Origin of the sequence: Mesorhizobium sp. UC74_2 (genome assembly GCF_042701485.1) — a bacterium.
GTDB lineage: Bacteria > Pseudomonadota > Alphaproteobacteria > Rhizobiales > Rhizobiaceae > Mesorhizobium.
Map to the genome: position 1 here is coordinate 4,028,917 of NZ_CP170562.1, position 25,265 is coordinate 4,054,181.

Annotated in this window: 25 protein-coding genes; 20 read left to right on the forward strand and 5 right to left on the reverse strand. The window is 63.6% G+C overall.

Annotation, left to right across the window (positions count from 1 at the left end):
* Positions 1-16: 16 nt before the first annotated feature.
* Entirely contained in the window at positions 17-550 is a 534-nt protein-coding gene (locus tag ACFJIU_RS19540) for a MarR family winged helix-turn-helix transcriptional regulator (RefSeq protein ID WP_379062657.1), read from the forward strand.
* A gap of 109 nt (positions 551-659) precedes the next feature.
* Positions 660-1,859 (forward strand): amidohydrolase family protein, encoded by a 1,200-nt coding sequence (locus ACFJIU_RS19545; RefSeq protein ID WP_379062659.1) that lies wholly within the window; start codon positions 660-662, stop codon positions 1,857-1,859.
* Between the two features lie 50 nt (positions 1,860-1,909).
* On the opposite strand, the gene ACFJIU_RS19550 is transcribed toward ACFJIU_RS19545, so the two are convergent.
* Positions 1,910-2,494, reverse strand: coding sequence for an amino acid synthesis family protein (locus ACFJIU_RS19550; protein ID WP_379062661.1), 585 nt, complete (start codon positions 2,492-2,494; stop codon positions 1,910-1,912).
* Positions 2,491-3,075 (reverse strand): amino acid synthesis family protein, encoded by a 585-nt coding sequence (locus tag ACFJIU_RS19555; protein ID WP_379062663.1) that lies wholly within the window; start codon positions 3,073-3,075, stop codon positions 2,491-2,493. The genes ACFJIU_RS19550 and ACFJIU_RS19555 overlap by 4 nt, the downstream gene beginning before the upstream one ends.
* 240 nt (positions 3,076-3,315) lie before the next feature.
* Between ACFJIU_RS19555 and ACFJIU_RS19560 the strand changes: the two genes are divergently transcribed.
* From ACFJIU_RS19560 to ACFJIU_RS19590, 7 genes are all read left to right on the forward strand, one after another.
* Positions 3,316-4,323, forward strand: coding sequence for a BMP family protein (locus tag ACFJIU_RS19560; RefSeq protein WP_379062665.1), 1,008 nt, complete (start codon positions 3,316-3,318; stop codon positions 4,321-4,323).
* A gap of 115 nt (positions 4,324-4,438) precedes the next feature.
* Positions 4,439-6,019, forward strand: a complete 1,581-nt coding sequence (locus tag ACFJIU_RS19565; protein ID WP_379062667.1) for an ABC transporter ATP-binding protein — start codon at positions 4,439-4,441, stop codon at positions 6,017-6,019.
* On the forward strand, positions 6,016-7,056 hold the full coding sequence (locus tag ACFJIU_RS19570) for an ABC transporter permease (RefSeq protein WP_379062669.1): 1,041 nt from the start codon (positions 6,016-6,018) through the stop codon (positions 7,054-7,056). Before ACFJIU_RS19565 ends, ACFJIU_RS19570 begins: the two co-directional genes overlap by 4 nt.
* Positions 7,044-8,033, forward strand: coding sequence for an ABC transporter permease (locus tag ACFJIU_RS19575; RefSeq protein WP_379062671.1), 990 nt, complete (start codon positions 7,044-7,046; stop codon positions 8,031-8,033). The genes ACFJIU_RS19570 and ACFJIU_RS19575 overlap by 13 nt, the downstream gene beginning before the upstream one ends.
* A gap of 17 nt (positions 8,034-8,050) precedes the next feature.
* Positions 8,051-9,064 (forward strand): nucleoside hydrolase, encoded by a 1,014-nt coding sequence (locus tag ACFJIU_RS19580; RefSeq protein ID WP_379062673.1) that lies wholly within the window; start codon positions 8,051-8,053, stop codon positions 9,062-9,064.
* Positions 9,064-10,005, forward strand: a complete 942-nt coding sequence (locus tag ACFJIU_RS19585; protein WP_379073170.1) for a nucleoside hydrolase — start codon at positions 9,064-9,066, stop codon at positions 10,003-10,005. The genes ACFJIU_RS19580 and ACFJIU_RS19585 overlap by 1 nt, the downstream gene beginning before the upstream one ends.
* Positions 10,006-10,153: 148 nt before the next feature.
* A complete protein-coding gene (locus ACFJIU_RS19590; RefSeq protein WP_379062675.1) occupies positions 10,154-11,110 on the forward strand; it encodes an ornithine cyclodeaminase family protein in 957 nt (318 codons plus the stop codon).
* 13 nt (positions 11,111-11,123) lie between these two features.
* Here ACFJIU_RS19590 and ACFJIU_RS19595 read toward each other — a convergent pair whose 3' ends face one another.
* The gene (locus tag ACFJIU_RS19595; RefSeq protein ID WP_379062677.1) at positions 11,124-12,257 is read right to left on the reverse strand and encodes an aminotransferase class I/II-fold pyridoxal phosphate-dependent enzyme; all 1,134 of its coding nucleotides are present in this window, start codon (positions 12,255-12,257) and stop codon (positions 11,124-11,126) included.
* Between the two features lie 224 nt (positions 12,258-12,481).
* On the opposite strand from ACFJIU_RS19595, the gene ACFJIU_RS19600 reads away from it, so the two are divergent.
* From ACFJIU_RS19600 to ACFJIU_RS19625, 6 genes are all read left to right on the forward strand, one after another.
* On the forward strand, positions 12,482-13,918 hold the full coding sequence (locus ACFJIU_RS19600; RefSeq protein ID WP_379062679.1) for an aldehyde dehydrogenase family protein: 1,437 nt from the start codon (positions 12,482-12,484) through the stop codon (positions 13,916-13,918).
* Between the two features lie 156 nt (positions 13,919-14,074).
* Positions 14,075-14,545 (forward strand): cupin domain-containing protein, encoded by a 471-nt coding sequence (locus ACFJIU_RS19605; protein ID WP_379062681.1) that lies wholly within the window; start codon positions 14,075-14,077, stop codon positions 14,543-14,545.
* Between the two features lie 11 nt (positions 14,546-14,556).
* Positions 14,557-16,071 (forward strand): argininosuccinate lyase, encoded by a 1,515-nt coding sequence (gene argH, locus ACFJIU_RS19610; RefSeq protein WP_379062683.1) that lies wholly within the window; start codon positions 14,557-14,559, stop codon positions 16,069-16,071.
* A gap of 112 nt (positions 16,072-16,183) precedes the next feature.
* Entirely contained in the window at positions 16,184-16,483 is a 300-nt protein-coding gene (locus ACFJIU_RS19615) for a (2Fe-2S)-binding protein (RefSeq protein ID WP_379062685.1), read from the forward strand.
* 2 nt (positions 16,484-16,485) lie between these two features.
* Positions 16,486-17,919, forward strand: a complete 1,434-nt coding sequence (locus tag ACFJIU_RS19620; protein ID WP_379062687.1) for an FAD-dependent oxidoreductase — start codon at positions 16,486-16,488, stop codon at positions 17,917-17,919.
* Positions 17,903-19,066: an NAD(P)/FAD-dependent oxidoreductase gene (locus tag ACFJIU_RS19625; protein WP_379062689.1), complete on the forward strand. Its 1,164-nt coding sequence runs from the start codon at positions 17,903-17,905 to the stop codon at positions 19,064-19,066. Before ACFJIU_RS19620 ends, ACFJIU_RS19625 begins: the two co-directional genes overlap by 17 nt.
* A 26-nt stretch (positions 19,067-19,092) precedes the next feature.
* Here ACFJIU_RS19625 and ACFJIU_RS19630 read toward each other — a convergent pair whose 3' ends face one another.
* Positions 19,093-19,638, reverse strand: a complete 546-nt coding sequence (locus ACFJIU_RS19630) for an Lrp/AsnC family transcriptional regulator (RefSeq protein ID WP_379062691.1) — start codon at positions 19,636-19,638, stop codon at positions 19,093-19,095.
* Between the two features lie 123 nt (positions 19,639-19,761).
* On the opposite strand from ACFJIU_RS19630, the gene ACFJIU_RS19635 reads away from it, so the two are divergent.
* From ACFJIU_RS19635 to ACFJIU_RS19655, 5 genes are all read left to right on the forward strand, one after another.
* The gene (locus tag ACFJIU_RS19635; RefSeq protein ID WP_379062693.1) at positions 19,762-20,661 is read left to right on the forward strand and encodes a LysR family transcriptional regulator; all 900 of its coding nucleotides are present in this window, start codon (positions 19,762-19,764) and stop codon (positions 20,659-20,661) included.
* Between the two features lie 176 nt (positions 20,662-20,837).
* On the forward strand, positions 20,838-21,692 hold the full coding sequence (locus tag ACFJIU_RS19640; RefSeq protein WP_379062695.1) for a transporter substrate-binding domain-containing protein: 855 nt from the start codon (positions 20,838-20,840) through the stop codon (positions 21,690-21,692).
* Entirely contained in the window at positions 21,689-22,408 is a 720-nt protein-coding gene (locus ACFJIU_RS19645; protein WP_379062697.1) for an ABC transporter permease, read from the forward strand. Before ACFJIU_RS19640 ends, ACFJIU_RS19645 begins: the two co-directional genes overlap by 4 nt.
* The gene (locus tag ACFJIU_RS19650; RefSeq protein ID WP_379062699.1) at positions 22,405-23,100 is read left to right on the forward strand and encodes an ABC transporter permease; all 696 of its coding nucleotides are present in this window, start codon (positions 22,405-22,407) and stop codon (positions 23,098-23,100) included. Before ACFJIU_RS19645 ends, ACFJIU_RS19650 begins: the two co-directional genes overlap by 4 nt.
* Before the next feature lie 125 nt (positions 23,101-23,225).
* On the forward strand, positions 23,226-24,014 hold the full coding sequence (locus ACFJIU_RS19655) for an ABC transporter ATP-binding protein (protein WP_379073171.1): 789 nt from the start codon (positions 23,226-23,228) through the stop codon (positions 24,012-24,014).
* 31 nt (positions 24,015-24,045) lie between these two features.
* Here ACFJIU_RS19655 and ACFJIU_RS19660 read toward each other — a convergent pair whose 3' ends face one another.
* Positions 24,046-25,263, reverse strand: coding sequence for a pyridoxal phosphate-dependent aminotransferase (locus tag ACFJIU_RS19660; protein WP_379062701.1), 1,218 nt, complete (start codon positions 25,261-25,263; stop codon positions 24,046-24,048).
* Positions 25,264-25,265 lie beyond the last annotated feature (2 nt).

The window sequence follows — 25,265 nt, forward strand, 5'->3', positions numbered from 1 at the left end:
AAAGGTAATGCAGTTCGTGACATCCCTCGATAACGACGCTCAAGGATCGAACCCGGCCAGGTCCGACAAGATCAGCCGGGAAGAGGCGGTGGTCCGCTATGCCGAGACAGGCTACGATCTCGACGTACATCCCGCCCATGTGGTGCGCCGCGCGCACCAGCGCGCGACGCTCTGTTTCCAGCAGATCATGGCAGGTGAAGACCTGTCACCGACGCAGTTCGCTGCCTTGGCCACCATTCTCAAGCATGGCGAGGTTTCGCAGAACCAGCTCGGCCGCATGACGGCAATCGATCCCTCGACGATCAGCCTTGTGGTCCGCAAGCTGCTCAAACAGGGACTGATCATCCGCAGCCCCTCCAAGACGGATCAACGCCTGGCGATCATCACCCTTACCGATGAAGGAACCCGCTACACGCTCGAACGGCTGGAGCGGAGCGTCGAGGTGGGCAGGCGTCTGCTCGCGCCGCTTTCGGCCCCTGAACAGATCACGCTTCTGAGGTTGCTGCTGCGCATCAGCGAGGACGAAACCGGTGGCCCGGAAGGCAAATGACCCTCTGACCTGACAGACGATCGCTTGATCTGACGGCAAGGAACGTCGGCGTTACCGGCGGATGTCTTTGCTCGCGCCCGTAACAACAAAAGCAGACAGGGAAACATTCATGTCGCACGACCAGCCAAGCACCCCCTCCGCAAGCGGCAGGACCCTCATCCGCAACATCGGCCTCCTCCTCAGCGGGAATATCGGGCAGCCGATACTGGAAGCGGATGCAATTCGGGTCGAGGACGGACTGATAACCGGGATCGGCACAACCGAAGAGCTCGCAGACGGGGACGATGCGACCGTGATCGACGCGAACGGCTGCGTGGTCACGCCCGGCCTGATCGACAATCACGTCCATCCTGCGGCAGGCGACTGGACCCCACGACAGAACCAGATCGGCTGGATCGACTCGACCCTGCACGGTGGCGTCACCACGATCATATCCGCCGGCGAAGCCCACTATCCCGGCCGCCCGAAGGATATCGTCGGCGTCAAGGCACTTGGCATCGCGTCGCAGCGCTCCTTTGCAAACTTCAGGCCCGGCGGCATGAAGATCATTGCCGGGGCGCCGGTGCTCGAACCAGGCATGACCGAAGCCGATTTCAGGGAACTGGCAGAAGCCGGCGTGACGCTGATCGGCGAGGTCGGGCTCGGCGGCGTCAAGGATGGACCTACAGGCCGCCAGATGATCGCCTGGGCGCGCAAATACGGCATGACCTCGATGACCCATACCGGCGGCCCCTCGATCCCCGGTTCGGGCCGCATCGGCGCCGATGTCGTTATCGAGGTGGATGCCGATGTGATTGCCCATGTGAACGGTGGCCCTACCGCCCTGCCCGACGAAGAGATCCGACGCGTCTGCGAAGAAAGCACGCGGGCCCTGGAAATCGTCCACAACGGCAACCTGCGCACCGGCCTGTTCGTCCTCGACATTGCCAGGCAGCGCAACGAGCTTGGCCGTGTCGTGCTCGGCACCGACGGGCCGGCAGGTTCGGGCGTGCAGCCACTCGGCATCCTGCGTACCATCTGCCACCTTGCCTCGCTGGGCGGAGTGCCGACCGAAACGGCATTCTGCTTCGCGACCGGCAACACGGCGCGGGTGCGCAACCTCGACGATCGCGGCCTGATAGAACCCGGCCGGGCCGCCGACCTCGTCTTCATGGACCAGGCCGCGGGCGGAATAGGCAACGGGTTTCTGGATAGCCTGGCGCTCGGCAATCTTCCCGGGATCGGCATGATCATGATCGATGGCGTGGTGCGGACGGCACGCAGCCGCAACACACCGCCTGCGATCCGAGTACCGGAAGTGGTCGCCTGAGCCACACCAGGAAGAAGAAGAAAGGCGGCCTGATGGCCGCCTTTAGTTTGTCAGTTCACGCCGTCGTTGCCGACGATCTTGTCTTTGCTCAGTCCGCCAACCCGCGGTAACGGCCGGCCGGAATCGGTAATGGCGATGGCGACCACGAGTTCGTCGTCTCGCGGTGCGTCGGGCACGCGCACTTCCATGCCGTCAAAATGGCTGCGCACCTTGGCTGCATCCTTGTGGCCAAGGGGAATGTCGAGCGGCACGCCCATGCCGCCGCGTTTCTTGGACGACGGAATGAGCGCAGCACCCTTGCCGAGCACTTCCCGAAAAGGTGCGCCAAGCTTCGGATGCAGGATCGCCGCAGCATGCTCCAGTTCGCCCTCTGCGCCGACCGCCACGGCCTTGCCGAAACTTTCAACCTCGCTGCCCGCAATGCCCAATGCAGCAACCGCCCGGCGTGGCAATATGTCCCCCAGGGCCTCTCCAACCGCGATCAGTTCGGAAAGGTCGTCGACATACCGGCCGGCATAAGGATTGTGGATGACGGCAATGGCGGCGGCCCGTCGCGTCGGCGGATCGACGGGCCTGGAGCCCTCCGTGCGGACTTCTTCGACAACCGTGATGATCCGCCGTATTCGCGCGTTCATCGCAAGCCGTCCTCGCCCTTGACGTCCGCGGCCAGAAGGCCACCCGCACGAGCATGCACGCGGGCTCCGGTGGTCATGGCAAGCACCAGGACCATCTCATTGTTTCGCGGGGCATCGTTGATGCCGGCCTCGATGGCGTCGAAATGGCTGCGCACATAGGAGGCGTTGATATGGGTGATCGGAATGTCGATGCGGACTCCCGGCCCGCCGACCTTCTTGCTCGACGGGACGATGGCCTTCGCGCCACCAAGCAGTTCGCGCATCGCGTATCCCCCGGGATTGTGCCACAGCGCGCCATGTTCCAGCTCGCCGCCGCCGCCGACCACGGCCCCCTTGCCATAACCTTCGACCGCGGCAGCATCACCGCCAAGCGCATCGACAAGTTTGCGCGCCATCTCCAGCCCGAGCGGCTTCAGGTCCTCCATGAAAGGCTGGATATCCTCGACATAGCGGCCGGCATAAGGATTGGCGATGACGGCGAGAACAACACCGCGCTTGACAGGATCGCTGCGCACAGGCCCGCCCTCGTGAAAAATCTCCTCGACCTGCACGACCATTTTCCTGACGACCACGTCTGGCATCGCTTGTCCCGATCTCCCGCTGAAACTTGTTAGAGTATCAACAATTATTGTTCAGCGAACTTTGTCAAGCCATGTGACGGAAAGCCGCCTGTTTCCTCAGCTGAGCAACGGTTCTGGACAAATTCTTCGCCAATTGACAGTTTGTGTAGCCGACCATAAAGTCATACGACCACCAACGAGTTTGGGATGTCGGGAAGCGAACCCACGGCTTTGGAGGCGGGAGCTTTAAAGGGGAGTGAGATGAAAAGCGTATTCCAAAAATGCCTGATCGCCGGTGTTGCCCTGGCTGCATCGTTTGGCTCGGCCGCTGCCGCCAACGGCAAGGTCTCGGTCGCCGCGATTTCCGGATATTTCGCGCAGGGCTTCGGTGTCTCGATCGTCAATGGTCTCAACAAGGCCAAGGACGAGTTCGGCATCGATCTCAAACTGGTCGACACCGGCAACCGCGCGCTCGACTATGAGGAACAGTTCGCCAATCTGGCCAAAGGCGGCCAGTATGACCTGATCTTCGTGATGGGCTGGGAACTGGTCGATGCGCTTCAGAAGGCAAGTGCCGCCTATCCGAACCAGCGCTTCGTGTTCATCGACGGCGTGCTCGACAGCGACAAGATGATCTACGCCAACTTCGCCGAGGAACAGGGTTCCTTTGTCGCAGGTGCACTTGCCGGCATGATCGAAGACAAGGGCAGCGCTTTCGAAAAGATCGGCGACGGCAAGGCAATCGGCTTCGTCGGCGGCCGCGACATCCCCGTCATCCGCAACTTCCTCGGCGGCTATGAGCAGGGCTCCAAATATGCCGCGCCCGACGTCAAGGTGAACTCCGTCTTCGCCGGTACGTTCGATGACCCTGCCAAGGGCAGCGAACTTGCGCAGGCGCTTTATGGACAAGGCACCGACATCGTCTACAACGTCGCCGGCCCGACCGGCGAAGGCGTGATGCAGGCCAGTGCCGCCGTCGACAAATATTCCATCGGCGTCGACGTCGACATGTGCGCTTCCGCGCCGGGCAACGTGCTTGCCTCGATGCTCAAGCGCGGCGATATCGCCGTCTACAGCCTGATCAAGGACGAGGTCGAAGGCCGCAAGATCACCCCGGGCACCCGCACCTTCGATCTGGCCTCCGGTGGCGTCGAGGTGAAAATCTGCGACGACATCGCGCCTTCGATCCCGACCGAGGTGACCGCCAAGCTCGACGAGATCAAGAAGGGCATCGCGGACGGCTCGATCAAGGTCGAGCGTCACAAGTAAGCGCCCGCATCCGGGGGCGGCATTGCCGGCCACCGGAGCGATCTTTTCCCGAAAATCAGATAGACATCGATCGGCCCCATCCGTGGGGCTGATCGGCTCAACTTGCGAGGCTCTCGTGTCGGACACGTCGCCAGCCAGAACACAAGATACCACCTCGTCGGCGGAGTACGCCGTCGAGCTGGTCGACATCACCAAGCGCTTCGGCGCATTCACGGCCAATGAGAGCGTAGATCTCCGCGTCAGGCGCGGTGAGATCCACGCCATCATCGGCGAGAACGGTGCCGGCAAGACGACGCTGATGAACATCCTGTTCGGCTTGTTGCAGCCGGACGAAGGCAGGATCGTGCTCAACGGCAAGGAAACCGTGGTGAGCGATCCCGCCACCGCGATCGATGCCGGCCTCGGCATGGTGCACCAGCACTTCAAGCTGGTGCCTTCACTTTCGGTTGCCGACAATGTCTTTCTAGGCATGGAGATCCGCCGCAATGGCCTGATCGATCATGCCGCGCAGGTCCAGAAGACTCGCGAACTCTCCGACCGCTTCGGGCTCAAGGTCGAGCCGCAGGAACGCGTTTCGCTGTTGTCGGTCGGCATCGAACAGCGCATCGAGATCCTGAAGGTGCTGGCGCGCGGCGCACGCACCATCATCCTGGATGAGCCGACAGCCGTCCTCACCCCGCAGGAAAGCCGCGAACTCTTCCAGACGCTGCGCGGCTTCGTTGCAGACGGCATGACGGTCATCTTCATCTCGCACCACCTCGAGGAAGTGATGGAGGTCTCCGACACGGTGACAGTGCTGCGCCACGGCAAGCATGTGGCCACGCGTCCGACAGCCGAGCTCACCAAGGACGACCTGGTGCGGATGATGGTCGGCCGCGACGTCTCCTTCGAGCGCCGCCCGCGCACCAGGACCTCGGGCGAGGTTGTGCTCGACGTCAAGAACCTGTGGGCTCGCGACGAGCGCCGTCTGCCGGCGCTGCGCGACGCAAGCTTCACCGTGCGCGCGGGTGAGATCGTCGGCATCGCAGGCGTCGCCGGCAACGGCCAGACGGAGCTTGCCGAGGTGCTGGCGGGCCTGCGCCCGGCGAGCCACGGATCGGCCATGCTGAAAGGGCGCGATCTGGCGGCATTGACGCCGGCGGCAATTCGCGCGGCCGGCCTTGCCCATGTCCCGGGCGACCGCATGGTGCGCGGGGTCGACGGCAGCGCCTCGATCTCGTCGAACCTGCTGATGGGCCGCCAGTTCAGGGCCCCGTGGAGCCGGAACGGCGTTCTCGACTGGAGGGCCGCCGCGAACCAGGCTGTCGAAATGATCAAGCGTTTCGACATCCGCGCACGCGGACCGGAAGACACGGTCAAGCGGCTGTCGGGCGGCAACATCCAGAAGGTGGTGCTCGCGCGCGAATTCACGAACGACGCGGATTTCCTTCTGATCGATCAGCCGACGCGGGGCGTCGACATCGGTGCGCAGGAATCCATCCATGACGAGATCATGCGCCAGCGTGCCGCCGGCCGCGCCGTGCTCGTCATTTCGGTGCAGCTCGACGAATTGCTCACCCTGGCCGATCGCATCCTGGTGATGTTCAACGGCCGGATCATGGGCGAAGTCGAGGGCGATGGCGCCGACAGTGAAAGAATCGGCATGATGATGGCTGGCTTGAGCGCCAGCTCGGCAGCAGGTGGGGTCGCGGCATGAGTGACAGGTTGCGCGCATTCTATGGGCAGCTCATCGCGCTGGCGATCGCCCTGGCCCTCGGGGCCTTGATCATCGTGCTGATCGACGAGAGCCCGATCAATGTTTTCATGACCCTGGTCAGGGGCGCCTTCGGCGACCAATCCAAGATCGCAGGCACCTTGTTGCAGACGACACCGATCCTCATCTGCGGCATCGCCGCCTGCATCGGCCTGCGCGGCGGCATGTTCAATGTCGGCATCGAAGGACAGCTTTTTCTCGGTGGCTTTGCGGCCGCCTGGGTCGGCTTCGCCCTGCCGCTGCCGGCCGGCCTGCATGTCGTGGTCGGCATGGTTGCCGCCGTCCTTGCCGGTGCGGCCTGGGTCGCCATCCCCGCTTATTTCCGTGCCCGTTACAACACCAACGAGGTCGTCTCGACGATCCTATCGAACTATGTCGCCGTGCTGCTGACCTCCTATTTCACGATCTTCCTGTTCAAGCGCCCCGGCGGCTGGTCGGAAACCCCACCCATCCTGCCCACGGCCTATCTGCCGGAACTGTTCTCCTTCTCCCGGCTCAACTGGGGACTGATCATCGGCCTGGTGCTGGCCTTCTTCGTCGCCTGGTTCTTCCGCCGTACCGCCAAGGGCTATTCGATCTCGATGGTCGGCTCGGCTCCGAAATTCGCCGAATATGGCGGCATCGACGTCAAGCGCCAGGGCTTCCTGGTGTTGCTCGCATCAGGTGCCGTGGGCGGTCTGGCCGGCGGTGTGGAGACCCTCGGTGTCCACCACCGTTTCATGGAAGGTTTCGCGCCCGGCTTCGGCTTCGATGGGCTGATCGCTGCCCTGCTCGCCAACGGATCGCCCATCGTCACCATCTTCACCGCGCTGTTCTTCGGAGCGCTGCGCAACGGCTCGCTTCTGCTCGAGACCGACACCAGCGCATCGCGCGAGATCATCACGGTGATCCAGGCGCTGATCATCCTCGCCGTTTCCGCCCAGGTGCTGATGAAGCGTCGCGGCGACAGCACCGCAGGAGAGCGTCGATGGAAGTTCTAGACAAACTCCTCAACGTCGCCCTGCTGGTGGCGACGCTGCGCACGACGGCACCGATCCTGCTGGTGGCCCTGGGCGGTTCCTTCACCACGAAGGCCGGCATCTTCAACATCGGCCTCGAAGGCCAGATGCTGGTTGGCGCCTTCTTCGCCGTGCTCGGTTCGATCTGGTCCGGTTCCGCGCTGATCGGCGTCGCCTGCGGCATTGCCGCAGCGCTCGTGTTTGCACTGGCTTTCGCGGTGCTGGTCGTCTCCTTTCGGGCAAACGAGGTCGTGGTCGGCCTGGCACTCAACATCCTGGCCGGCGGCATGACCATCTCGCTGATGAAGGCGATCTTCGGCACCCGAGGCTCGATCGTCGGCCAGAAGATCGTCGGGCTGCCGAAGGTCCAGATACCCGGTGCCCGTGACCTGCTCGGCTCCTGGGCGCCGCTCATCTCCGGCTACACGCCCATGGTCTATGTCGCCTTCATCGCCGTTCCTCTCCTGGTGCTGTTCTACAAGCGCACCCGGCTCGGCCTCTACATTCGCGTCGTCGGCGAAAAGCCGGAGGCTGCCGAGGCGCTCGGCATCTCGATCACACGCGTTCGCTACACTGCCTCGCTGCTTTGCGGCCTGCTTGCCGGCCTTGCCGGTGCGCATCTGTCGCTCGGCTATATCACCATGTTCACCGAGAACATGTCATCCGGCCGCGGTTTCATGGCGGTCGCTATCCTGATCTTCTCGGCGGGCGATCCGCTCAAGGTTCTGGCCGGCTGCCTGCTGTTCGGTTTTGCCGACGCGTTCTCACTGCGCCTCCAGACCTTCGGCTTCCCGTCCTACCTCATCCTGGCAGTGCCCTATCTGGTCGCATTGGTGGCGCTGTTCGCGCTGTCCTACCGCAGCCGCCCCAGGATCATCCGTGAAACGCTGGAGAGTATGAGGAAGATGCTCTCCGTCGAAGAGAAGCCGAACCAAACCGGCAGCAACCTCCCGCGCTGAAGGATCATATCAAGACAATGGAACGCATAATCCTCGACGTCGATTCCGCCGGCGACGATATCCTCGCCGTGCTCTTCGCCGCGGCAAATCCGAACGTGAAACTCGAAGCGGTGACGACCGTGACGGGTGCAGCCGGCTCCATCGAGCAAGTCACCAATGTGGTGCTCAACACCCTGTCGCTCGCAGGCCGCGACGACATTCCGGTTCATGCCGGCGCCTGGCGGCCCATCGTCGGCCACTCCAAGGCCGACATGGAAGCGCCGGTGCATTTCGAGAAGACGTTGACGGCGCGCTTCGGCGACCGGCTGAAGAAGTTCAACCCACCGGCACCCAGGCCGAAGCGTCTGGCAACACCCGGCCATGCCGTCGACTTCATCATCAAGACCGTGATGGCAAATCCAGGCGAGATCACGCTCGTCACCACAGGCCCGCTGACCAATGCGGCCATGGCGCTGCTGCAGGAGCCGCGGCTTGCAAAGATGCTCAAGCGCCTGCTGGTGCTGGGCGGCACCTTCACGACTCCCGGCAACATCACGCCGGTGACCGAATACAACATCTGGGCCGATCCCGAAGCATCGCGCATCGTGCTCAATGCTGAAGTCGACAAGATCCTGGTTCCTCTCGACATATGCGAAGACAACCGTGTCGCCACCTCCATGCTGACGCGCGATGACATCGCCGACATGCAGGCGACAGCGAAGGATAATCCGGTCCTCGACATGATCGCCGACGTCTTTCCGATCTACATCGACATCTGGCGCGAATTCTTCGGGCTTGTCGGCTTCCCGCTCGATGACGTCATCACCGTGGCCCTGGCCTTCGACCCCGGCCTTGCCGCGCTCACCGAGCCGCTCTTCGTCGATGTGCTCATCGACGGCCACGTCGCCCGCGGCCAGACGGTGGCCTATCGCGGTTTCCAGATCCTGCCTGGCGGTGGTCCGAAGACCACGCGCATCGGCACCGATCTCGACGGTCGCCGCTTCCTCGAAATGTTCAAGAAAACCATAGCGCGCTACGAGCGTGCGGCATGATGAGTGCAATGATGAAGCCCACCCCCATCCTTTTCGACTGCGATCCCGGCCACGACGACGCCATTGCACTGGTGATGGCGCATCGCTCACCGGCCATCGAGCTGCTCGGCGTCACCACCACCTGCGGCAATGCCGAGCTGGAAAAGACGACGACCAATGCCCTGCGCATCCTGGAATACATCGGCGCCGGCGACGTGCCGGTTGCCGCCGGCTGCCACCGTCCTCTGGCGCGTCCGCTGGTGCTCGGCACCGCCGATGGACCCAGCGGTCTCGAAGGCTCGCCCTATCTGCCGCAGGCCACCATCAGGCCGGTCGACCAGCATGCGGTCGACTTCCTGGCCGAGAAGCTGAGCGCCTCGCCCGAGCCGCTGCTCGTCGTGGCGACAGGCCCGCTCTGCAACATCGGCCTGATGATCCTCAAGCACCCGCATGTGTTGCCCAAGATCAAGGAACTGATCTGGATGGGCGGCGTGTTCTACCGCAAGAGCGAGATCATAACGCCGACGGAGTTCAACGCCTTCTGCGACCCGGAAGCTCTGAAGATCGTGCTCGATTCCGGCGTTCCGATCACCATGGTCGGTCTCGATGTCACGATGCAGGTGCTGGTCGAGGAACCGCAATATGCCGAGCTCGCCAAGATCGACACGCCGCTCGGCAAGCTCGTCAACGACTGGCTGCTGTTCTACGAAAAACTCCACCGCAACTCGATGGGCGTCGGCGGCGCGATGCATGATCCACTGGCGCTGGCACTGGCGATCGATCCGACCCTGGTCAAGACACGTCCTGCCCACATTGCAGTCGACCTCAAGGGCAGCCACACCTTCGGCGCGACGGTAGCCGACTTCTGGGGTGAGCGTGGCGAAAGGGACAATGCACGCATCGCCTACGAGGTCGATGCCGGCCGGTTCTTCAAACTGATGTTCGATCTGCTGAGGGATTGACGCCATTCCGAGGTGGGTGCCCCGCGCCCGCCTCGATTGTTTGCCGGCCAGATCCCGAACCACACAATAATTCCTCAGGCACCCTGCCTTCAGCAGAAAATAGCACCAACAGCGATTTATGACGGGCTGACGAATTCGGGAGGCTGGCGTGACCGCTGTCGTGGATCTTTCCCAGATCAAAAGTGCCCTCTCCGGTGTCGACGTCGTCGCGGAGATGGAGACCGCATTCAGCCTGTATTCGCAGGGTCTGGCAACAGTTCCGCCTGTCGGCGAACTGCTGTTCGAGCAGCCCCCCGGCGAGATGCACATCAAATATGGCGCGGTGCGCGGCGACGGGATCTTTGTCGTCAAGATCGCGACCGGCTTCTATGAAAACCCGTCCATCGGCCTGCCTTCCTCGGGTGGCGTGGTGCTGGTTTTCAGCGCCGACGACGGCCGGCTTCTGGCAATCCTGCAGGACGAAGGCCACCTCACCGACATCCGCACCGCGGCCGCCGGCGCGGTTGCCGCCAGATGGCTGATGCCGAGCGGCCTCGAATGCATCGGCATTTGCGGCTCCGGCAATCAGGCGCGGTTGCAAGCGCGATATCTGCGCGAGGTGACCTCTTGCAGGAACATGCTGATCTGGGCACGCAATTCGGAAAAGGCCGAAAGCTGCGCTGCCGATATCGCCGCTCTCGGCTTCGAAGTCACGGCTGTCGCCTCACCGGCGGAACTTGCCAGGCGCGCGCGCCTTGTCGTCACCACCACCGCGTCGAAGACACCCTATCTGATGAGCGATCATGTCCAGCGGGGAACGCTCATCGTGGCGATGGGTGCGGACACGCCCGAGAAATCGGAAATCGATGCGAGCCTGCTCGGCAGGGCGGCAACCGTCATTGCCGACAGCCGCCCGCAATGTTTCGAGCGCGGCGAGATCCATCACGCCATCGTCCGGGGCCTGCTTGCCCCCGAACGGGTCGTCGAGCTCGGCGAGATCATTTCCAGAGGGGATCGGCATCAACGGCAGGCCGACGAGATCTCCCTCGTCGACCTCACCGGTGTCGCCGTTCAGGATATCGTGCTGGCCAAGGCATTGTGTCGGAAGCTGGGGCTCCTGGATTGAACAAACCCGAATCTCACGACCCGACGTGATCGGGGAATTCGTCCTGGAGGAACCGATCCACCCGCAGCAGGGCATCGCCGAAATGCTCCGGCTCGCCGCCGATGCCCAGGCGCAGGTGCCCCTCCATTCCGAACCAGCTGCCGGCGACCGCGAAAACGCTTTGCGTCTCGCGCAACCTGCGACACAGCTCTTCCGAAGAAACGGGAAGCTCGTAACGCAGGAAGGCCATCGCGCCGGCGTGCGGCGGCACCCAGCTGAAAATCCCCGGGTGCGTCGCTATCCATCGCGAAAGCTGGTCGAGGTTGCGGGCAAGAAGGTGGCGGTTGCGGGCAACAATCCGGGCGCGCTTTTCCGGCTGCAGGGCATACAGCGCGATCCGTTGCCCGAGCGTGTTGCTGCCGATCGTCGTGTAGTCCTGCCGCTGCATCGCCTTCTCGATGATGTCCCCAGACGAAACGATCCAGCCGATGCGCAGCCCCGCGAGCGCCATCGCCTTCGCCGTGCCACCGGTTATCACGGTGGTCGGCGCCGTCGCGAAAAGTGTCTCGGTCTCCGGTCCAGACAATTCGGCGCCACGATAGATCTCGTCGGCATGAACAGCGATACCGTGACGCGCGGCAAGGGCGGCCAGACCTGACCGCTCCTCCGGGGAAAGCACGCCGCCAGTCGGGTTGTTGGGATTGCAGACCGAGATCAGCCTGGTTTTCAGCGTGATCGCTCCCGCCACCTCGTCAAGGTCGAGCATCCAGCGGTCACCCGACAATCGCAAGGGCACCTGGCGCACCTTCGCACCGAGCGCCTTCGCCAGCCCCGGCAACTGCATGAAATTGGGCGTGACGATGATGGCTTCGTCGCCACTGTCGAGCAGGCTCATCACCGCCAGCATGTTGGCTTCCGACGATCCGGTCGTGACCAGGACATTGTCGGCCACCGCACCTGGATAGAGCGAAGCGATCGTTTCGCGCAGTGCCGGCTCGCCTTCGGTATGGCCATAGCCCAGCGGCAGCTCGAGCAGTGCCTCGATCTCCCGCGCATCGAGCAGTTCGCGCAAGGTGAAGGGGTGCAGCCCGCTTTCGGTCAGATTGTACTCGACCGTGTTTTCCCAGATCGACTGGCTGCGTTCGAGTTCGAAAAGGTCAATGCGCATGTCGCTTCCCATCGAGAGTATGTCATCGGCCGGCTGGCGCGATGTATCGAGAACGCGAGGCTAGTGTCACCCTTCGCAAGGTTCGGCTGAAGCTTCCCTGACCGTGGCAGAATGTGTCCACGCCGCGCGTGGCAATGACAGCATATTCTCCCCCATCCGCGCCATACCGAGGGCGCGCGGCATCCACATTCAGGGCATGCCGCCGTTCACAGTGAGGACATGGCATGCAACAGGTCAGGAACAACTACATCGACGGTGCGTGGCGCCCGGCCGAGCATTGCAGCGAGGGCTACAATCCTTCCGACACCAGTGAGTTGATCGGCCGCTTCGCCATTGCCGGCGCGGCCGATGTCCGTGACGCCGTGGATGCCGCCCGCAAGGCCTTCGCCGACTGGAAGGAGAGCTCGCCCCAGCAGCGTGCCGATATTCTCGATCGCGCCGCCAATATGATCGCCGGCAGGACGCAGGAACTGGCGACGCTGCTGGCGCGGGAGGAAGGCAAGACCTTGCCGGAGGCCGTCGCCGAGGTGACCAAGGCCGCGCATACCTTCAGATATTTCGCCGGCGAAGCTGTGCGCCTTGCCGGTGCAAGCCTGCGATCCGTGCGCAAGGCCGTTGACGTCGATGTCCGGCGTGAGGCGGTCGGCGTCGTCGGTCTGATCACGCCCTGGAACTTTCCTTTCTCGATACCCGCCTGGAAGAGCGCTCCGGCGCTGGCTTACGGCAACTGTGTCATCCTCAAGCCGTCGGAGCTGACCAATGCCATCGCCTGGGAACTGGCCAGCATCCTCCACGACGCTGGCATTCCGCGCGGCGTCTTCCAGATGATCATGGGCGGCGGCGACGTTGGTGCGGCGCTGGTCTCCAACCCCGGCGTCGACGCCGTCAGTTTCACGGGGTCGGGGGCCGTCGGCGGCCTGATCGCGGCGCGGGTCATCGGCCGTGGCGCCAGGCTGCAGCTTGAGCTGGGCGGCAAGAACCCGCTTGTGGTCGCCGACGACGCCGACCTGGACAAAGCAGTAGACGCTGCGGTGCGTGGCGCCTTCTATTCGACCGGACAACGCTGCACGGCATCGAGCCGCCTCATCGTCGACGCTGCCGTCCATGATGATTTTGTCGAGCGGCTGGTGGAACGGACGGCCAAGCTGCGGATCGGCCATGCCCTGGATGAGGCGTCCGACATCGGTCCGCTGGTCAGCGCCGCCCAGCTGCGGCGCGTGTCCGGCTATGCCGAAGCCGCGCCGTCCGACGGCGCGCGCCATGCATTCGGTGGCCGCGTGCTCGCGGCGCCGGCAAACGGCTACTACTTCGAACCGGCGATCTTCCTGGACGGCAACATGCGTCAGAACATCAACCGCGAGGAGGTCTTCGGGCCGATCGTCTCGGTGTTCAAGGCCGCTGATTTCGAGGACGCGCTGCGTCTGGCCAACGCGACCGAATTCGGCCTCAGCGCCGGCATCTTCACGTCCTCGCACGCGAAAGCTCGCGCCTTCATCCGCGCCAGCAACAGCGGTATGGTGATGGTCAATCTGCCGACCGTCGGCTCCGACTATCACGTGCCGTTCGGCGGCCGCGGTGCCTCTGCCTACGGACCGAAGGAAATGGGGCTGGGCGCGATCGAGTTCTTCACCCAGACGAAGACCGCCTACATCGCTGACTGACCTTCGGGTCGGGCCACGACACCTTCTGTCCTGAACCCTGGCAAGGCGACAAAAACCACTCGCCACGACACAGGAAACGGAAGTTTGTGCTCCTGCCGACAGCCTATCGTCGCCTCCTGACACCGGCCAGTAGGCCGGTACTTGAAAGGAGCCATAATGTCCCAGTCGCCGCGCGTGATCGATCCCGCAAGCATCGAGCCGGATACAAGATCGACCTATCCGGAGCATCTGCAGGAGCCCGTGAAGGGGCGCCGCAAGCGGCGGCTCGCTTCGTTTGCGGGTCTTGGCAATCTGTCGGCCGTGCATGTCGAACTGCCCGCAGGCTGCGCGTCATCGCTCCGGGTCTGGCACAGCCACGAGGACGAACTCATCATCGTCCTGCAGGGCGAAGCGACGCTGGTCACTGACCAGGGCGAGCAACTGGTGCATGCCGGCCAGGCCATCGGTTTCCCAGCCGGCGAGGCCAATGGCCATCAGATCGTCAACCGCGGCGAAACACCTGTCATGTTCGTCGAGGTGGCAAGCTTTGCCGAAGCCAATGTGTCGACCTATCCGGACGACGACCTGCTGCAGATCCCGGACGGCCGCGGCCGCCGCTTCGTGCACAAGGACGGCACTCCTTACTGAGGTCCGGCACCATGCAATCGAAGGTTTCGCCGCGTCTCGCCGAGCCACTGGCACCCGAGATTCTCGATCTCGTTTTCCGACCGCGCATCGAACGCGAGCTGGCGCTCGGCATCGAGGATCTGTGCGCGGTCAACGAGGCGCATCTCGTCATGCTGGCCAGCATCGGGCTGGTCGAACCCGCGATCGCCCGCGCGCTTGCCGTGGCACTGTCCGACATTCGCGAGGAAGGCGACAGTGCCGTTCCACGCGATCCTGCCCGCGAGGACGGCTACTTCAATTTCGAGGCGCTGCTCATGGATCGCGCCGGCGCGGATGCGGGTGGACGGCTGCATGTCGCGCGCAGTCGCAATGATATCAACGCGACGCTCGACCGGCTGGGGATGCGGCGGGTGATTCTCGACCTCCTGGCGAAAACCATAGCGCTGCGCCAGGTGCTGCTGCGCCGGGCAAGTGAGTTCGCCGACACCATCATGCCGGGCTACACGCATATGCAACCCGCGCAGCCGATCACGTTCGGCTTCTATCTGACAGGCATCGCGCAGGCTCTGGCACGGGACGCCTCAAGGCTGTTCAGCGCCTATCACGCGGCCGACTCCTGTCCGCTCGGAGCCTGTGCCTTCGCTGGCACCTCCTTCGCCATCGACAGGCAACTGCTTGCCGATCTGCTTGGTTTCAGCGCCGTCCACGTCCATGCCCAGGATGCGGTTGCTTCGCGCGATTATGGCTGGGAAGCGGGGAGCGCCATCCTTGCCATGGCGGGAAACTGGGGGCGTTTCGCACAGGACATCTATGTCTGGGGCACGCAGGAATTCGCCCTCCTCCGCTTTCCCGACAGCATCGCCGGCACGTCGAGCATCATGCCGCAGAAGAAGAACCCGGTGGCGGTCGAATATCTGAAGGCGAGTTCCGGCGAGGTTATCGGTGGCCTCACCGCTACCTTCGCGATCCTGAAGGGCGGACATTTCAGCCATGCCGGCGATACTGGCCGTTCCTCGTTGGCGCCGTTGTGGCCTTCGCTGCGCCTCGCCGGCAACGCCCTGGCGATTGCCCGTCTCGTTGCCGAGAAAATCGAACCGGATGCCGAGGTGATGCGGCAGCGCGCTGGCGCGGGTTTCTCATCAGCGACTGATCTTGCCGATTGCCTGGTGCGCGAAGGCGGCCTGTCATTCCGCGAGGCACACCATGTCGTGGCCGATCTTGTAAGGGATGCCCTTCATCGCGACCTGAGGCCGGACGAGATCGGGCTTGGCGATGTGCTTGCCGCGACCGAACGCGTGCTCGGTCATGTCATCGAATTGCCGGATGAAGCCGTCACGCAGGCGCTCGATCCGGTCCGTTCGGTCGCAGCACGACGATCAGCGGGCGCGGCCTCGCCGGTCGAGACTCGGCGCATGATCGCGACCGCCCTGGACGAGATAGAGCACGACCGGGCCAGGCTCGACGCGCTGCACGCGCATCTCGCATCGGCACGCCGCCAACTGGAAGCGCAGCTCGAAAAGCTCCGGCAAACGGCATCGCCGAACTGATGCGGCAGACATCCGATCTTTGGAAGAATCTGTCCGTTCCGACACGCCATTTAGGAAAGTCTGCGGGCAGGCAGCCGCTAGTCTGGTGCCAGCATTTAAGAGTTGTGATCCGATGACAGGCAGCAGTGCAGGACAATTCATCCGGCTCGGGGAAACCCAACGGACCCCGGTCGAAATCCGCATCGATGGCGAGAGCGTGTCCTGCCTTGCCGGCGACACGCTCCTGACCGCGATGCTCCTGAACGGCCGGTTGCTGCGTCATTCTGAATTCGGCGACGGACCGCGCGCCGGTTTCTGCAACATGGGTGCCTGCCAGGATTGCTGGCTGTCGCTTGACTCTGGAGAGCGGGTTCGCGCCTGCACCACCGAGGTGCGCAGCGGCATGGTCGTGCTGACGCGCGAGGCGAGCTGACCATGGCCGGTGATGATCGCATCGTCGTGGTGGGCAGCGGGCCGGCGGGCTCGCGGGCGGCCGAAACACTTTATCGCGCCGGTTGCCGCAACCTCACCGTGATCAGCGAGGCCCCGGAAAGCGGCGGCCAGATCTACCGGCGCCAGCCCAACGGCTTCAAGCGCCCGCCGGCCAGCCTCTATGGCGACGATGCCGCGAAGGCGGTGCGCCTGCACGGCACGTTCGACGCCTTCGCCGGCGAGATCGACTATCGGCCCAACACGCTGGTCTGGAACATTTTCGACGGTGCGGTTCACACCAGCGACGTCTCGGGTACCGGCAGGCTGGAATTCGACCGGCTCATTCTGAGCACCGGTGCGATGGACCGCGTCATCCCGATACCGGGCTGGACGCTGCCCGGTGTGTTCACGCTCGGCGGCTCGCAGATCGCGCTCAAGAACGAGGCCTGTTCCATCGGTCGCGCCGTCGTCTTCGCCGGCACCGGGCCATTGCTTTATCTCGTCGCCTACCAATACGCCAAGGCCGGCGCCAATGTCGTGGCGGTGCTCGATTCCGCCTCCTATGCCGACAAGATCCGCGGCGCGGTGCGCATGGCCCGCGCACCCCGCATGCTGCTGCGTGGCCTTGCCTACCGCCGCTATCTGTCACGCAGGCGCATCATGCTGCGTGAAGGCGTGAGACTGCGCGCGATCCAAGGCGCCGACACTGTGCAGGGCATCCACTTCAGCGCCGGCGGTCAGGACGGGTTCGTCCCGTGCGACGCCGTTGGCCTCGGCTTCGGACTGAACCCCGAGATGCAGCTTGCCGAGATCGCCGGATGCCGCACCCGCTTCGACGCGGCCAACCGGCAATGGGTGATCGCACATGACGGACAGGGCCGCGCGGGCGACGGCGTCTATGTCGCGGGCGACGGCAGCGCTATCGGCGGCGCCGACGTCGCCGAGCTGGCCGGCGAGCGAGCGGCGCTGGCGCTGCTGACCGATATCGGGCTGCCGGCATCAAAGGCGCGGCTGCGCCAGATCGAGCGTGCTCTCGGCCGAGAGGCGACGTTCCGAAAAGGCGTCGAGACGAGCTTCCCTTTTCCGGCTGACTGGATCGGCGAAGCGCCCGACGAAACCATCCTGTGCCGCTGCGAGAATGTCACCTTCGGCGAGGTCCGTGCCGCCATTGCCCGGTTCGAGCCGCAGGAGGTCAACAGGCTGAAGGCGCTTGCCCGGCCAGGCATGGGACGCTGCCAGGGGCGCGTCTGCGGACCGGTCCTGGCCGAATTGCTTGCGGCAACAACCGGAACGCCGCTCGACCAGGTCGGCAAGCTTCGCGGACAGGGGCCAGTCAAACCGATCTCTTATGGGCGCACCTGCGGCCAGGCCGACCCGCAGGTCGATGCCTGGATGCAGGCCGGCGAAAAGCGTGATGGCGATGACCAGGATTTTTGAAACGGACGTCATCATCGCCGGCGGCGGCATAGCCGGCGTCTGCTCCGCCTACTATCTGGCGCGACGGGGCGCTCGGGTCAGCCTGTTCGAACGCGGTGCGGTCGGTGCCCAGGCCAGCGGCGTGAACTTCGGCGGCCTGCGCACCAACGGCCGGGCCGAGCCCGAACTGCCGCTCAGCCTGCGCGCCCGCAGCCAGTGGCAGAAAATCGAAGCGCTTGTCGGCGACGGTTGCGAGACGGAAATCACCGGACATGTCGAGATCTGTGACCGGCAGGACCACATGGCGGCGGTCGAGCAATGGGCCGTCATGGCGAAGCAGCACGGCGTCGGCACACAGATGCTGACCGGGGCAGAGGTCGCCAGGCGCTTCCCCTGGATCGGCACCAAGATGCTCGGCGGGTGCTTCGTCGCCGCGGATGGCGCGGCCAATCCAAGGCTGGTCACGCCAGTGTTCGCCATCGCCGCGCGCCGGCTGGGCGCCGACATAGTCGAGTATGACGCGGTGCGAACCGCGCACCACGACGGAGCATGCTTTCAGATCGAAACCGCATCTGGAACCAAGGCGCGCGCGCCGATCCTGATCAATGCCGCCGGCGCCTGGGGCGCACGTCTTGCCGCCCAGTTCTCGGAGGTCTTCCCCCTCGACGTGATGGCGCCGCAAATGGTGGTGAGCGAGCCATTTCCGCGCATGGTCACATCGACCGTGGACTATCCGGTCAATGGACGTTTCTTCTACGCCCGCCAGATCGGGCGGGGCAATCTCCTGTTCGGACGCGGTCCCGGCCGCGCCGACCTGGATACCGGCCGTGCGAAATATGTTCCGCAGAACCTGTTCGACGCCTCGCGCATCGCCGTGGACGTGTTGCCCTTCCTGCGCGGCCGCAACTTCATCCGCAGTTGGGCCGGCATCGAAGGCAAGTCACCGGACTCGCTGCCATTCCTTGGCATGAGCCGTGCGATCGGCGGTTTGATCCATGCCTTCGGCTTTTCCGGACACGGCTTCCAGCTCGGACCAGGTATCGGTGAAGTTGTCGCCGAACTGGTGCTCGACGGCCGCACGTCCACACAGATCGAGGGTTTCGACCCTTACCGGTTCGACAAGGCGAACGACGGTACGAACAAGCCAATGCAGACCGGGTCCGCCTGAACCTGGCGATCCGGGTCAGGCCTGGATCAGGCGACGCGCCGCAATTCGTCCTGCGGTCCCTGCAGCGAAGGGACGGCCGGAGACAAGGGCTCGTTCTTGATTTCGCGCAGCACCACGAAGCTGTCGAAACGAGAGAAAGACACGTCGCCGTCGAGAAGTTCGCGCGAGATCGCCTCATAGGCTGCGATGTCGCGGCAATCGAAGCGCAGCATATAATCATACGGCCCGCACAGTCCGAAGCAGTTGGTGATCTCCGGATGGTGCCTGATGCGGCGCTCGAAGGTCTGGAAATCGGCCGAGCCATGGTTCTTGAGCGACACCGCGGCAAAGACCGAGACATTGGAATACAGGCGGGACCAGTAGATCTGCGCGCGGTAGCCGCTGATCAGACCCATCTTTTCGAGCCGGCGTACACGCTTGTGGCACGGGCTGGCGGAGATGCCGACGATCGAGGACAGCTTGAAATTCGTGATCCGGCCGTTCTTCTGCAATTCGGTGAGTATGCGCAGGTCGATGCGGTCGACCTTGCCGGGAAGGCCTGCGAATTCCGGTTTCAAAGGCACCATGTTCATTGTGTTTTTCTCCTGACGAGGCTCAACTGGGGCCGCATGTGCGCCGCCCTCCAGTTGGTCTGCTGGGCTCTGCCAGAATGAGAGGACGCCCTGGGCTTGCAATCGAAAAATGGTAACGCCTGAATGAGCGTCAGACATGCAGAGACCGTGAGACTGCCCTGGCTCAACACGCTGGTCGCGTTCGAGGCTGCGTCACGTCTCGGCAGCCTGACGCTCGCCGCCGCCGAACTGAACCTGACGCCCGGTGCGGTAAGCCGGCAGATCAAGCTTCTCGAGCAGTCGCTCGACGTGACGCTGTTCCAGCGCAGCCATAACGCCATCGAGCTGACGGATACGGGCAGAGCCTTTCTCAGCCATGTCAGGAATGCACTGGCCGAGGTTCGCAAAGGTGTGCGCGAGGTTTCCGGCCAGGCCGCCAATTTGACTATCCGGGCGCCACTGACGCTGATGCAGCGCTGGCTGATCCCACGGATCGAGCACTATCATCTCGGCCATCCGGGTGTCGACCTGCGCTTCCGCACCATTGGAGCAGCAGGCAGCGACAGGATCGACATCGAGATCAGGTACGCGCGCGGCTTGCCGGCCGCTGAAAGCGAGGGCGAGATGTTCCTCGCCGACACCACCGCGCCCATCTGCCGCCCGCAGTTCCTGGCTGGAGCTGGCGCTGACATTCAGCCGGAGGAGGTGCTCACCTTGCCGATCCTGCAGGACACGGCGGATGCCTGGTCTTGGCGGCAGTGGTGCAAGGGCGCGGCCATCCCCTTCGAGCCACTTGGGCGCAGCATGGTCTTCGACACCGACGAAGCAGCGATCGACGCCTGTCTTTCAGGCCTTGGCGTCGCCCAGGCCAACACCGTCTTTGTTTCCTCCCTGCTGGAATCCGGCAGCATCGTCCAGCTGTGCCCGTCGGTCGAAGTGGTGCTCGGCGCCTACTATGCCGTCATCCAAACTCCCGGACGGGTTCCGGAGGCTTTCGTGACATGGCTCAGGAGCCAGGGGAGCCAGATGGAGCTGGCAAAATAAACTGCCGGGCGGGACACCAAACCAGACATTTTGTGCCGCCCGCCGTTGTTCGTTTGACCAAACGTGGCTGTCTTTCGGCCTACTCTCGACAGGGCTCCGCTCAAGACGCCCGTCCGGGCGCTCCAGAGCGGCGTAAACAAGAACAGAGGGTGAGCGAAATGAACATGAAGAGACGAATGCTGCTTGTCTCCGTGGCGATGCTTGTCGCCGGAGCCGGCACCGTTCATGCGGCCGAGCAGCGGGTGGTCAAACTCGCAACCGACGGCACCTACGCGCCGTTCAACTATACCGATCCTTCGGGCAAGCTGATCGGCTTCGAAGTCGATCTGGTCGACGACATCTGCACGCGCATGAGTGTCAAATGCGAATGGGTGATCCAGAATTTCGACGGTATGATCCCTGCCCTCAACGAGAAACGGTTCGACGCCATCCTCGCCTCGCTTTCCATCACCGACGAACGCGCCAAGGCCGTCGACTTCTCGATCCCATATTATGCCGGCCCGACGCGCCTCATCGCCTCTGCCGACAGCACGCTCGGCCAGTTCAAGAGCGGTGAAGGCACGACCATCCTGCTCGGCACGATGAGCGACAAGGACAAGGCGGTTATCGGCGACGTCGCGGCGGCCCTCAAGGATGCAACCGTCGGCGTGGAACGCGCCTCTACCCATGCGAAATTCTTCGAGGAGGTCTTTCCGGGCGTTAAGGTGAAGATCTACGACAAGGGCGAGAACATGCTGCTCGACCTCGTCGCCGGGCGCATCGACGCCGCCGTCGACGGAGCCGGCTCGACGCTCAACTTCATCGGCGAACAGAAGAAGGCCGGCAAGAATTTCCTCGCCTTCGGTCCAGCCATCAAAGGCGGTGCGCTCGGCAAGGGCGTGGCGCTGGCTTTCCGCAAGGGCGAGGAAACGGAATTGCGCGAGCAGTTCAACAAGGCGATCCGCGAGGCGACCACTGATGGCAGCATCGCCAAGATGAGCGTGAAGTGGATCGGTGTCGACGGTTCGATCCCCGAAAACGCCGCCAAATGAAGACCCTCGACCTTCTCGCCTTCGGCCCGACCGGCTGGGGTGACGAACTGGCCTACGGTGCTGCAATGACCCTGGTCATTGCAGCACTGGGTTTTGCCGGCGGGCTTGTGGTGGGACTGCCGATCGCGGCGGCCCGCCTCTCGCCGAATATCCTGCTACGCGCCGTTTCCGGGGTCTATGTCACGGTTGTCCGCGGTGTGCCTGAACTGCTGGTGATCTATCTGCTCTTCTTCGGCGGCGGCCAGTTCTATCGCCATATCGCCAATGCCATGGGCTATTCCGGCGCGGTCGCCGCAGACGCCTTCAGCGCCGGTGTCCTCGCCATCATCCTGATCTGCGCGGCCTACAGCGCCGAAGTTTTTCGCGGCGCGTTCCAGGCGATCCCGAAAGGACAGATCGAAGCCGCGAACGCCTATGGCATGAGACGCTCCACTCTGTTTTTCCGCATCAAGCTGCCGCAGATGCTGCGCTACGCCCTGCCGTCCATAGCCAATGTCTGGCAGCTGGTGCTGAAAGATACCGCGCTGATCTCGGTCACAGGCCTGGTCGAACTCATGCGCACCATCGACGTTGCGGCCGGCTCCACGCGCAGCCCGTTCCTGTTCTACATGGTCGCCATCGTCATCTTTCTCTTCTTTACGTCTGTCTCGAACAAGGTCTTCGAGAGCGCCGAACGCCATTTCAGCCGCTCTGTCATCGGGGGATACGGCAAATGAGATGGGATGTGCTTTTCAGCTCGTTTCCGGCGTTGCTGTCAGCCCTGCCGCTGACGCTGGAACTGGCCCTGACTTCGATCGCCCTCGGTTTCGTGCTGGCGGTGCTGCTGGCGACAGCAAGGCTTTCGGGTGTTCGCGTGCTTTCTGCGCTCGCCTATGCCTTTGTCTATGTCATCCGCGGCACTCCGCTGCTGGCGCAGGTCTTCTTCGTCTATTACGGACTTGGCCAGCTCGACGCGATGCGCAACTCCTTCCTGTGGCCAGTCTTCCGGGAAGCCTATGCCTGCGCCCTGATCGCGCTGTCGCTCAACACAGCCGCGTATGGCAGCGAGATCATCCGTGGCGGGCTGCTCGCGGTTCCGCGCGGGCAGATCGAGGCCGCCAAGGCGTTCGGCCTCAGTGCCACGCAAAGGTTTCGGCTGGTGATCTTCCCACAGGCCCTGCGCACCATGCTGCCGGCCTATGGCAATGAATTGATCCTGATCCTCAAGGGCACATCGCTCGCCAGCACCATCACGATCATAGAGCTCACGGGACAAGCGCGCATCCTGGCCTCGGATACCTATGCTCCCATCGAAGTCTTCGCGGCGGCGGGCGCCGTGTATCTGGCGCTGAACATGGCACTCAGCTTCGGCGTACGACTGCTCGAAGGCCGTATCAGGCGCAGCGGAGGCCTGGCGATGGAGGGCTGAGGCGCAAGCCGCGCCCTGCCCGATCCAGCGACGTAACCCGACAAGACAACAGCGAAAATGCGCGTTCCAGCAATGGCATGCCCGGCGGGATTCTCTCCGCCGCCCAGGAGCCCCCGGAGGAAATGATGAATGCAATCGAACTGTCTGCCGGCAAATCCACACCCGCAGTGCCGACAATCGAGTCGCGGGACCTGCGCAAGAGCTTCGGTGTCGTCGAGGTGCTCAAGGGCGTTTCGTTCAAGGCCTACGAGCATCAGGTGGTGTCGATCATCGGCGCCAGCGGATCGGGAAAGAGCACATTCCTGCGCTGCCTGAATTTCCTCGAGACCCCGAGCTCCGGCGAGATTGACTTCAAGGGCCAGAGCCTTGAGATCGGCGGCGGCAAGGCTCCGGCCCAGGCGGATGTCGAGCGGTTGCGCCGCAGCACCAGCATGGTGTTCCAGCAGTTCAACCTATGGTCACACTGGACGGTGCTGGAAAACATCATCAAGGTTCCCATCCACGTGCATGGCGTGCCGCGCCAGCAAGCGGTGGAGAAAGCCATGGAACTGCTGGCCAGGGTCGGCCTGCGGGAAAAGGTCAATGCCTATCCGACGTCGCTGTCGGGCGGCCAGCAGCAGCGTGTCGCCATTGCACGAGCCCTTGCCGTCGAACCGGAGCTGCTGCTGTTCGACGAGCCGACCTCGGCGCTCGACCCCGAACTGGTGGGCGAAGTCCTGGCCGTCATCCGCTCGCTGGCGAAGGAAGGCCGCACCATGCTCGTCGTGACGCACGAGATGAGCTTCGCACGCGAGGTCTGCGACAAGGTCGTGTTCTTTCACGACGGACGCATCGAGGAAGAAGGCCCGCCGGCCGAAGTGCTGCGCCAGCCGCGCAGCCCCCGTCTCGGCGCATTCCTGAAATCCGTTCGCTAGCAGCATCACCGACTGCCGCGGCGCCGAAATCTCAGCCGAGAGACACGCAGAACCGGCCCAGGCGCTTCATACCTTCCTCGATCACATCTTCCGACCCCGAAAAGGAAATTCGGACGAAACGATCCATGTTCGGTCCGAATGCGACCCCGGGCACGACCGCGAGGCCTTCAGACCTGAAGAGCCGCTCGGCGAAGTGCACGCCCGAGAACCCGGTCGCGCTGACGTTGACGAAGCAGAACATTCCGCCGGCCGGACGGATGAAATCCAGCCGGGGAATTTCCGACAGTCGGGCGCACATCAGGTCCCGTCGACGACATAGTTCGCTCGCGAAGAAATGCATCTCCCCGTCACCGTCGATGGCGAGTGCCACGGCCGCCGCGTCCTGGACAAATGTCGGCGAGCCAAACAGCATGCACTGCGCGAAATTTTGCAGGTGAACCGAAGCCTCGACCGGTCCGATCGTCCAGCCGACGCGCCACCCTGTCATCGCGTGGGATTTCGAGAGGCTGTTGACGATGATCGTCCGCCTGCGGAACCCCGGCAGGGAGGCAGCGGAGAGGAATTCCCCGTCGAAGACGGTGCTGCGATAGACCTCGTCGCTGATGATCCACAGGTCATGTTTCTCCGCAAAGCCGGCCACCACCTGCACATCTGCGGGACTGAGGACGTATCCGCCGGGATTGTTCGGCGAATTCAACAGAATCGCCCGCGTTTTCCGGGTCACCGCAGCGGACAGCAGCGCTTCCGTTATTTTTGCACCGTCATCTTCCAGGGCTGTTTTGACAGGTCGCGGTATGGCGCCCCCTGCCCGGATTGTCGCTTCATAGGTTGCGTACCAGGGTTCAAGGTACAGAACCTCGTCCCCGGCTCCTGCCACGGTCATGATCGCCGCGAACAATGCATTCTGGGCACCGGCAAAGACGGTTACCTGGTCAGCGTCCCAATGCTGGCCGTCGAAACGGCTCTGGGCGCTTGCGATGTTCTTCCTGAGGGCCGGCGTACCCGGGACCGGCGCATAGTGCGTTCGCCCAGCCCGCAGGTTCTGGATCGCCGCCTCCGAGATCCTGGCAGGTGTGTCGAACGAGGTGTCCCCAAGGCAAAGACTCACGACATCTTCACCGCGCTCCAGTGCATCCGCCGCGGCATCGGCGATGGCCCACCCTGCGGCTCCTTCGCTCGCGATCGCTGTGGTGTGCGCTGAAAACCGAGGGGTCTCAGCGCATGGTTGAACCTGCTGCACAGTTTCCATCG

Coding starts and splice junctions, on each gene's coding strand:
- ACFJIU_RS19645 (WP_379062697.1), top strand. CDS start 21,689: ATGAAGACCCTCGACCTTCTCGCCTTCGGCCCGACCGGCTGGGGTGAC.
- argH (WP_379062683.1), top strand. CDS start 14,557: ATGCAATCGAAGGTTTCGCCGCGTCTCGCCGAGCCACTGGCACCCGAG.
- ACFJIU_RS19560 (WP_379062665.1), top strand. CDS start 3,316: ATGAAAAGCGTATTCCAAAAATGCCTGATCGCCGGTGTTGCCCTGGCT.
- ACFJIU_RS19575 (WP_379062671.1), top strand. CDS start 7,044: ATGGAAGTTCTAGACAAACTCCTCAACGTCGCCCTGCTGGTGGCGACG.
- ACFJIU_RS19625 (WP_379062689.1), top strand. CDS start 17,903: ATGACCAGGATTTTTGAAACGGACGTCATCATCGCCGGCGGCGGCATA.
- ACFJIU_RS19570 (WP_379062669.1), top strand. CDS start 6,016: ATGAGTGACAGGTTGCGCGCATTCTATGGGCAGCTCATCGCGCTGGCG.
- ACFJIU_RS19600 (WP_379062679.1), top strand. CDS start 12,482: ATGCAACAGGTCAGGAACAACTACATCGACGGTGCGTGGCGCCCGGCC.
- ACFJIU_RS19660 (WP_379062701.1), bottom strand. CDS start 25,263: ATGGAAACTGTGCAGCAGGTTCAACCATGCGCTGAGACCCCTCGGTTT.
- ACFJIU_RS19545 (WP_379062659.1), top strand. CDS start 660: ATGTCGCACGACCAGCCAAGCACCCCCTCCGCAAGCGGCAGGACCCTC.
- ACFJIU_RS19630 (WP_379062691.1), bottom strand. CDS start 19,638: ATGAACATGGTGCCTTTGAAACCGGAATTCGCAGGCCTTCCCGGCAAG.
- ACFJIU_RS19640 (WP_379062695.1), top strand. CDS start 20,838: ATGCTGCTTGTCTCCGTGGCGATGCTTGTCGCCGGAGCCGGCACCGTT.
- ACFJIU_RS19615 (WP_379062685.1), top strand. CDS start 16,184: ATGACAGGCAGCAGTGCAGGACAATTCATCCGGCTCGGGGAAACCCAA.
- ACFJIU_RS19620 (WP_379062687.1), top strand. CDS start 16,486: ATGGCCGGTGATGATCGCATCGTCGTGGTGGGCAGCGGGCCGGCGGGC.
- ACFJIU_RS19650 (WP_379062699.1), top strand. CDS start 22,405: ATGAGATGGGATGTGCTTTTCAGCTCGTTTCCGGCGTTGCTGTCAGCC.
- ACFJIU_RS19555 (WP_379062663.1), bottom strand. CDS start 3,075: ATGCCAGACGTGGTCGTCAGGAAAATGGTCGTGCAGGTCGAGGAGATT.
- ACFJIU_RS19550 (WP_379062661.1), bottom strand. CDS start 2,494: ATGAACGCGCGAATACGGCGGATCATCACGGTTGTCGAAGAAGTCCGC.
- ACFJIU_RS19635 (WP_379062693.1), top strand. CDS start 19,762: ATGAGCGTCAGACATGCAGAGACCGTGAGACTGCCCTGGCTCAACACG.
- ACFJIU_RS19585 (WP_379073170.1), top strand. CDS start 9,064: ATGAGTGCAATGATGAAGCCCACCCCCATCCTTTTCGACTGCGATCCC.
- ACFJIU_RS19605 (WP_379062681.1), top strand. CDS start 14,075: ATGTCCCAGTCGCCGCGCGTGATCGATCCCGCAAGCATCGAGCCGGAT.
- ACFJIU_RS19580 (WP_379062673.1), top strand. CDS start 8,051: ATGGAACGCATAATCCTCGACGTCGATTCCGCCGGCGACGATATCCTC.
- ACFJIU_RS19595 (WP_379062677.1), bottom strand. CDS start 12,257: ATGCGCATTGACCTTTTCGAACTCGAACGCAGCCAGTCGATCTGGGAA.
- ACFJIU_RS19655 (WP_379073171.1), top strand. CDS start 23,226: ATGAATGCAATCGAACTGTCTGCCGGCAAATCCACACCCGCAGTGCCG.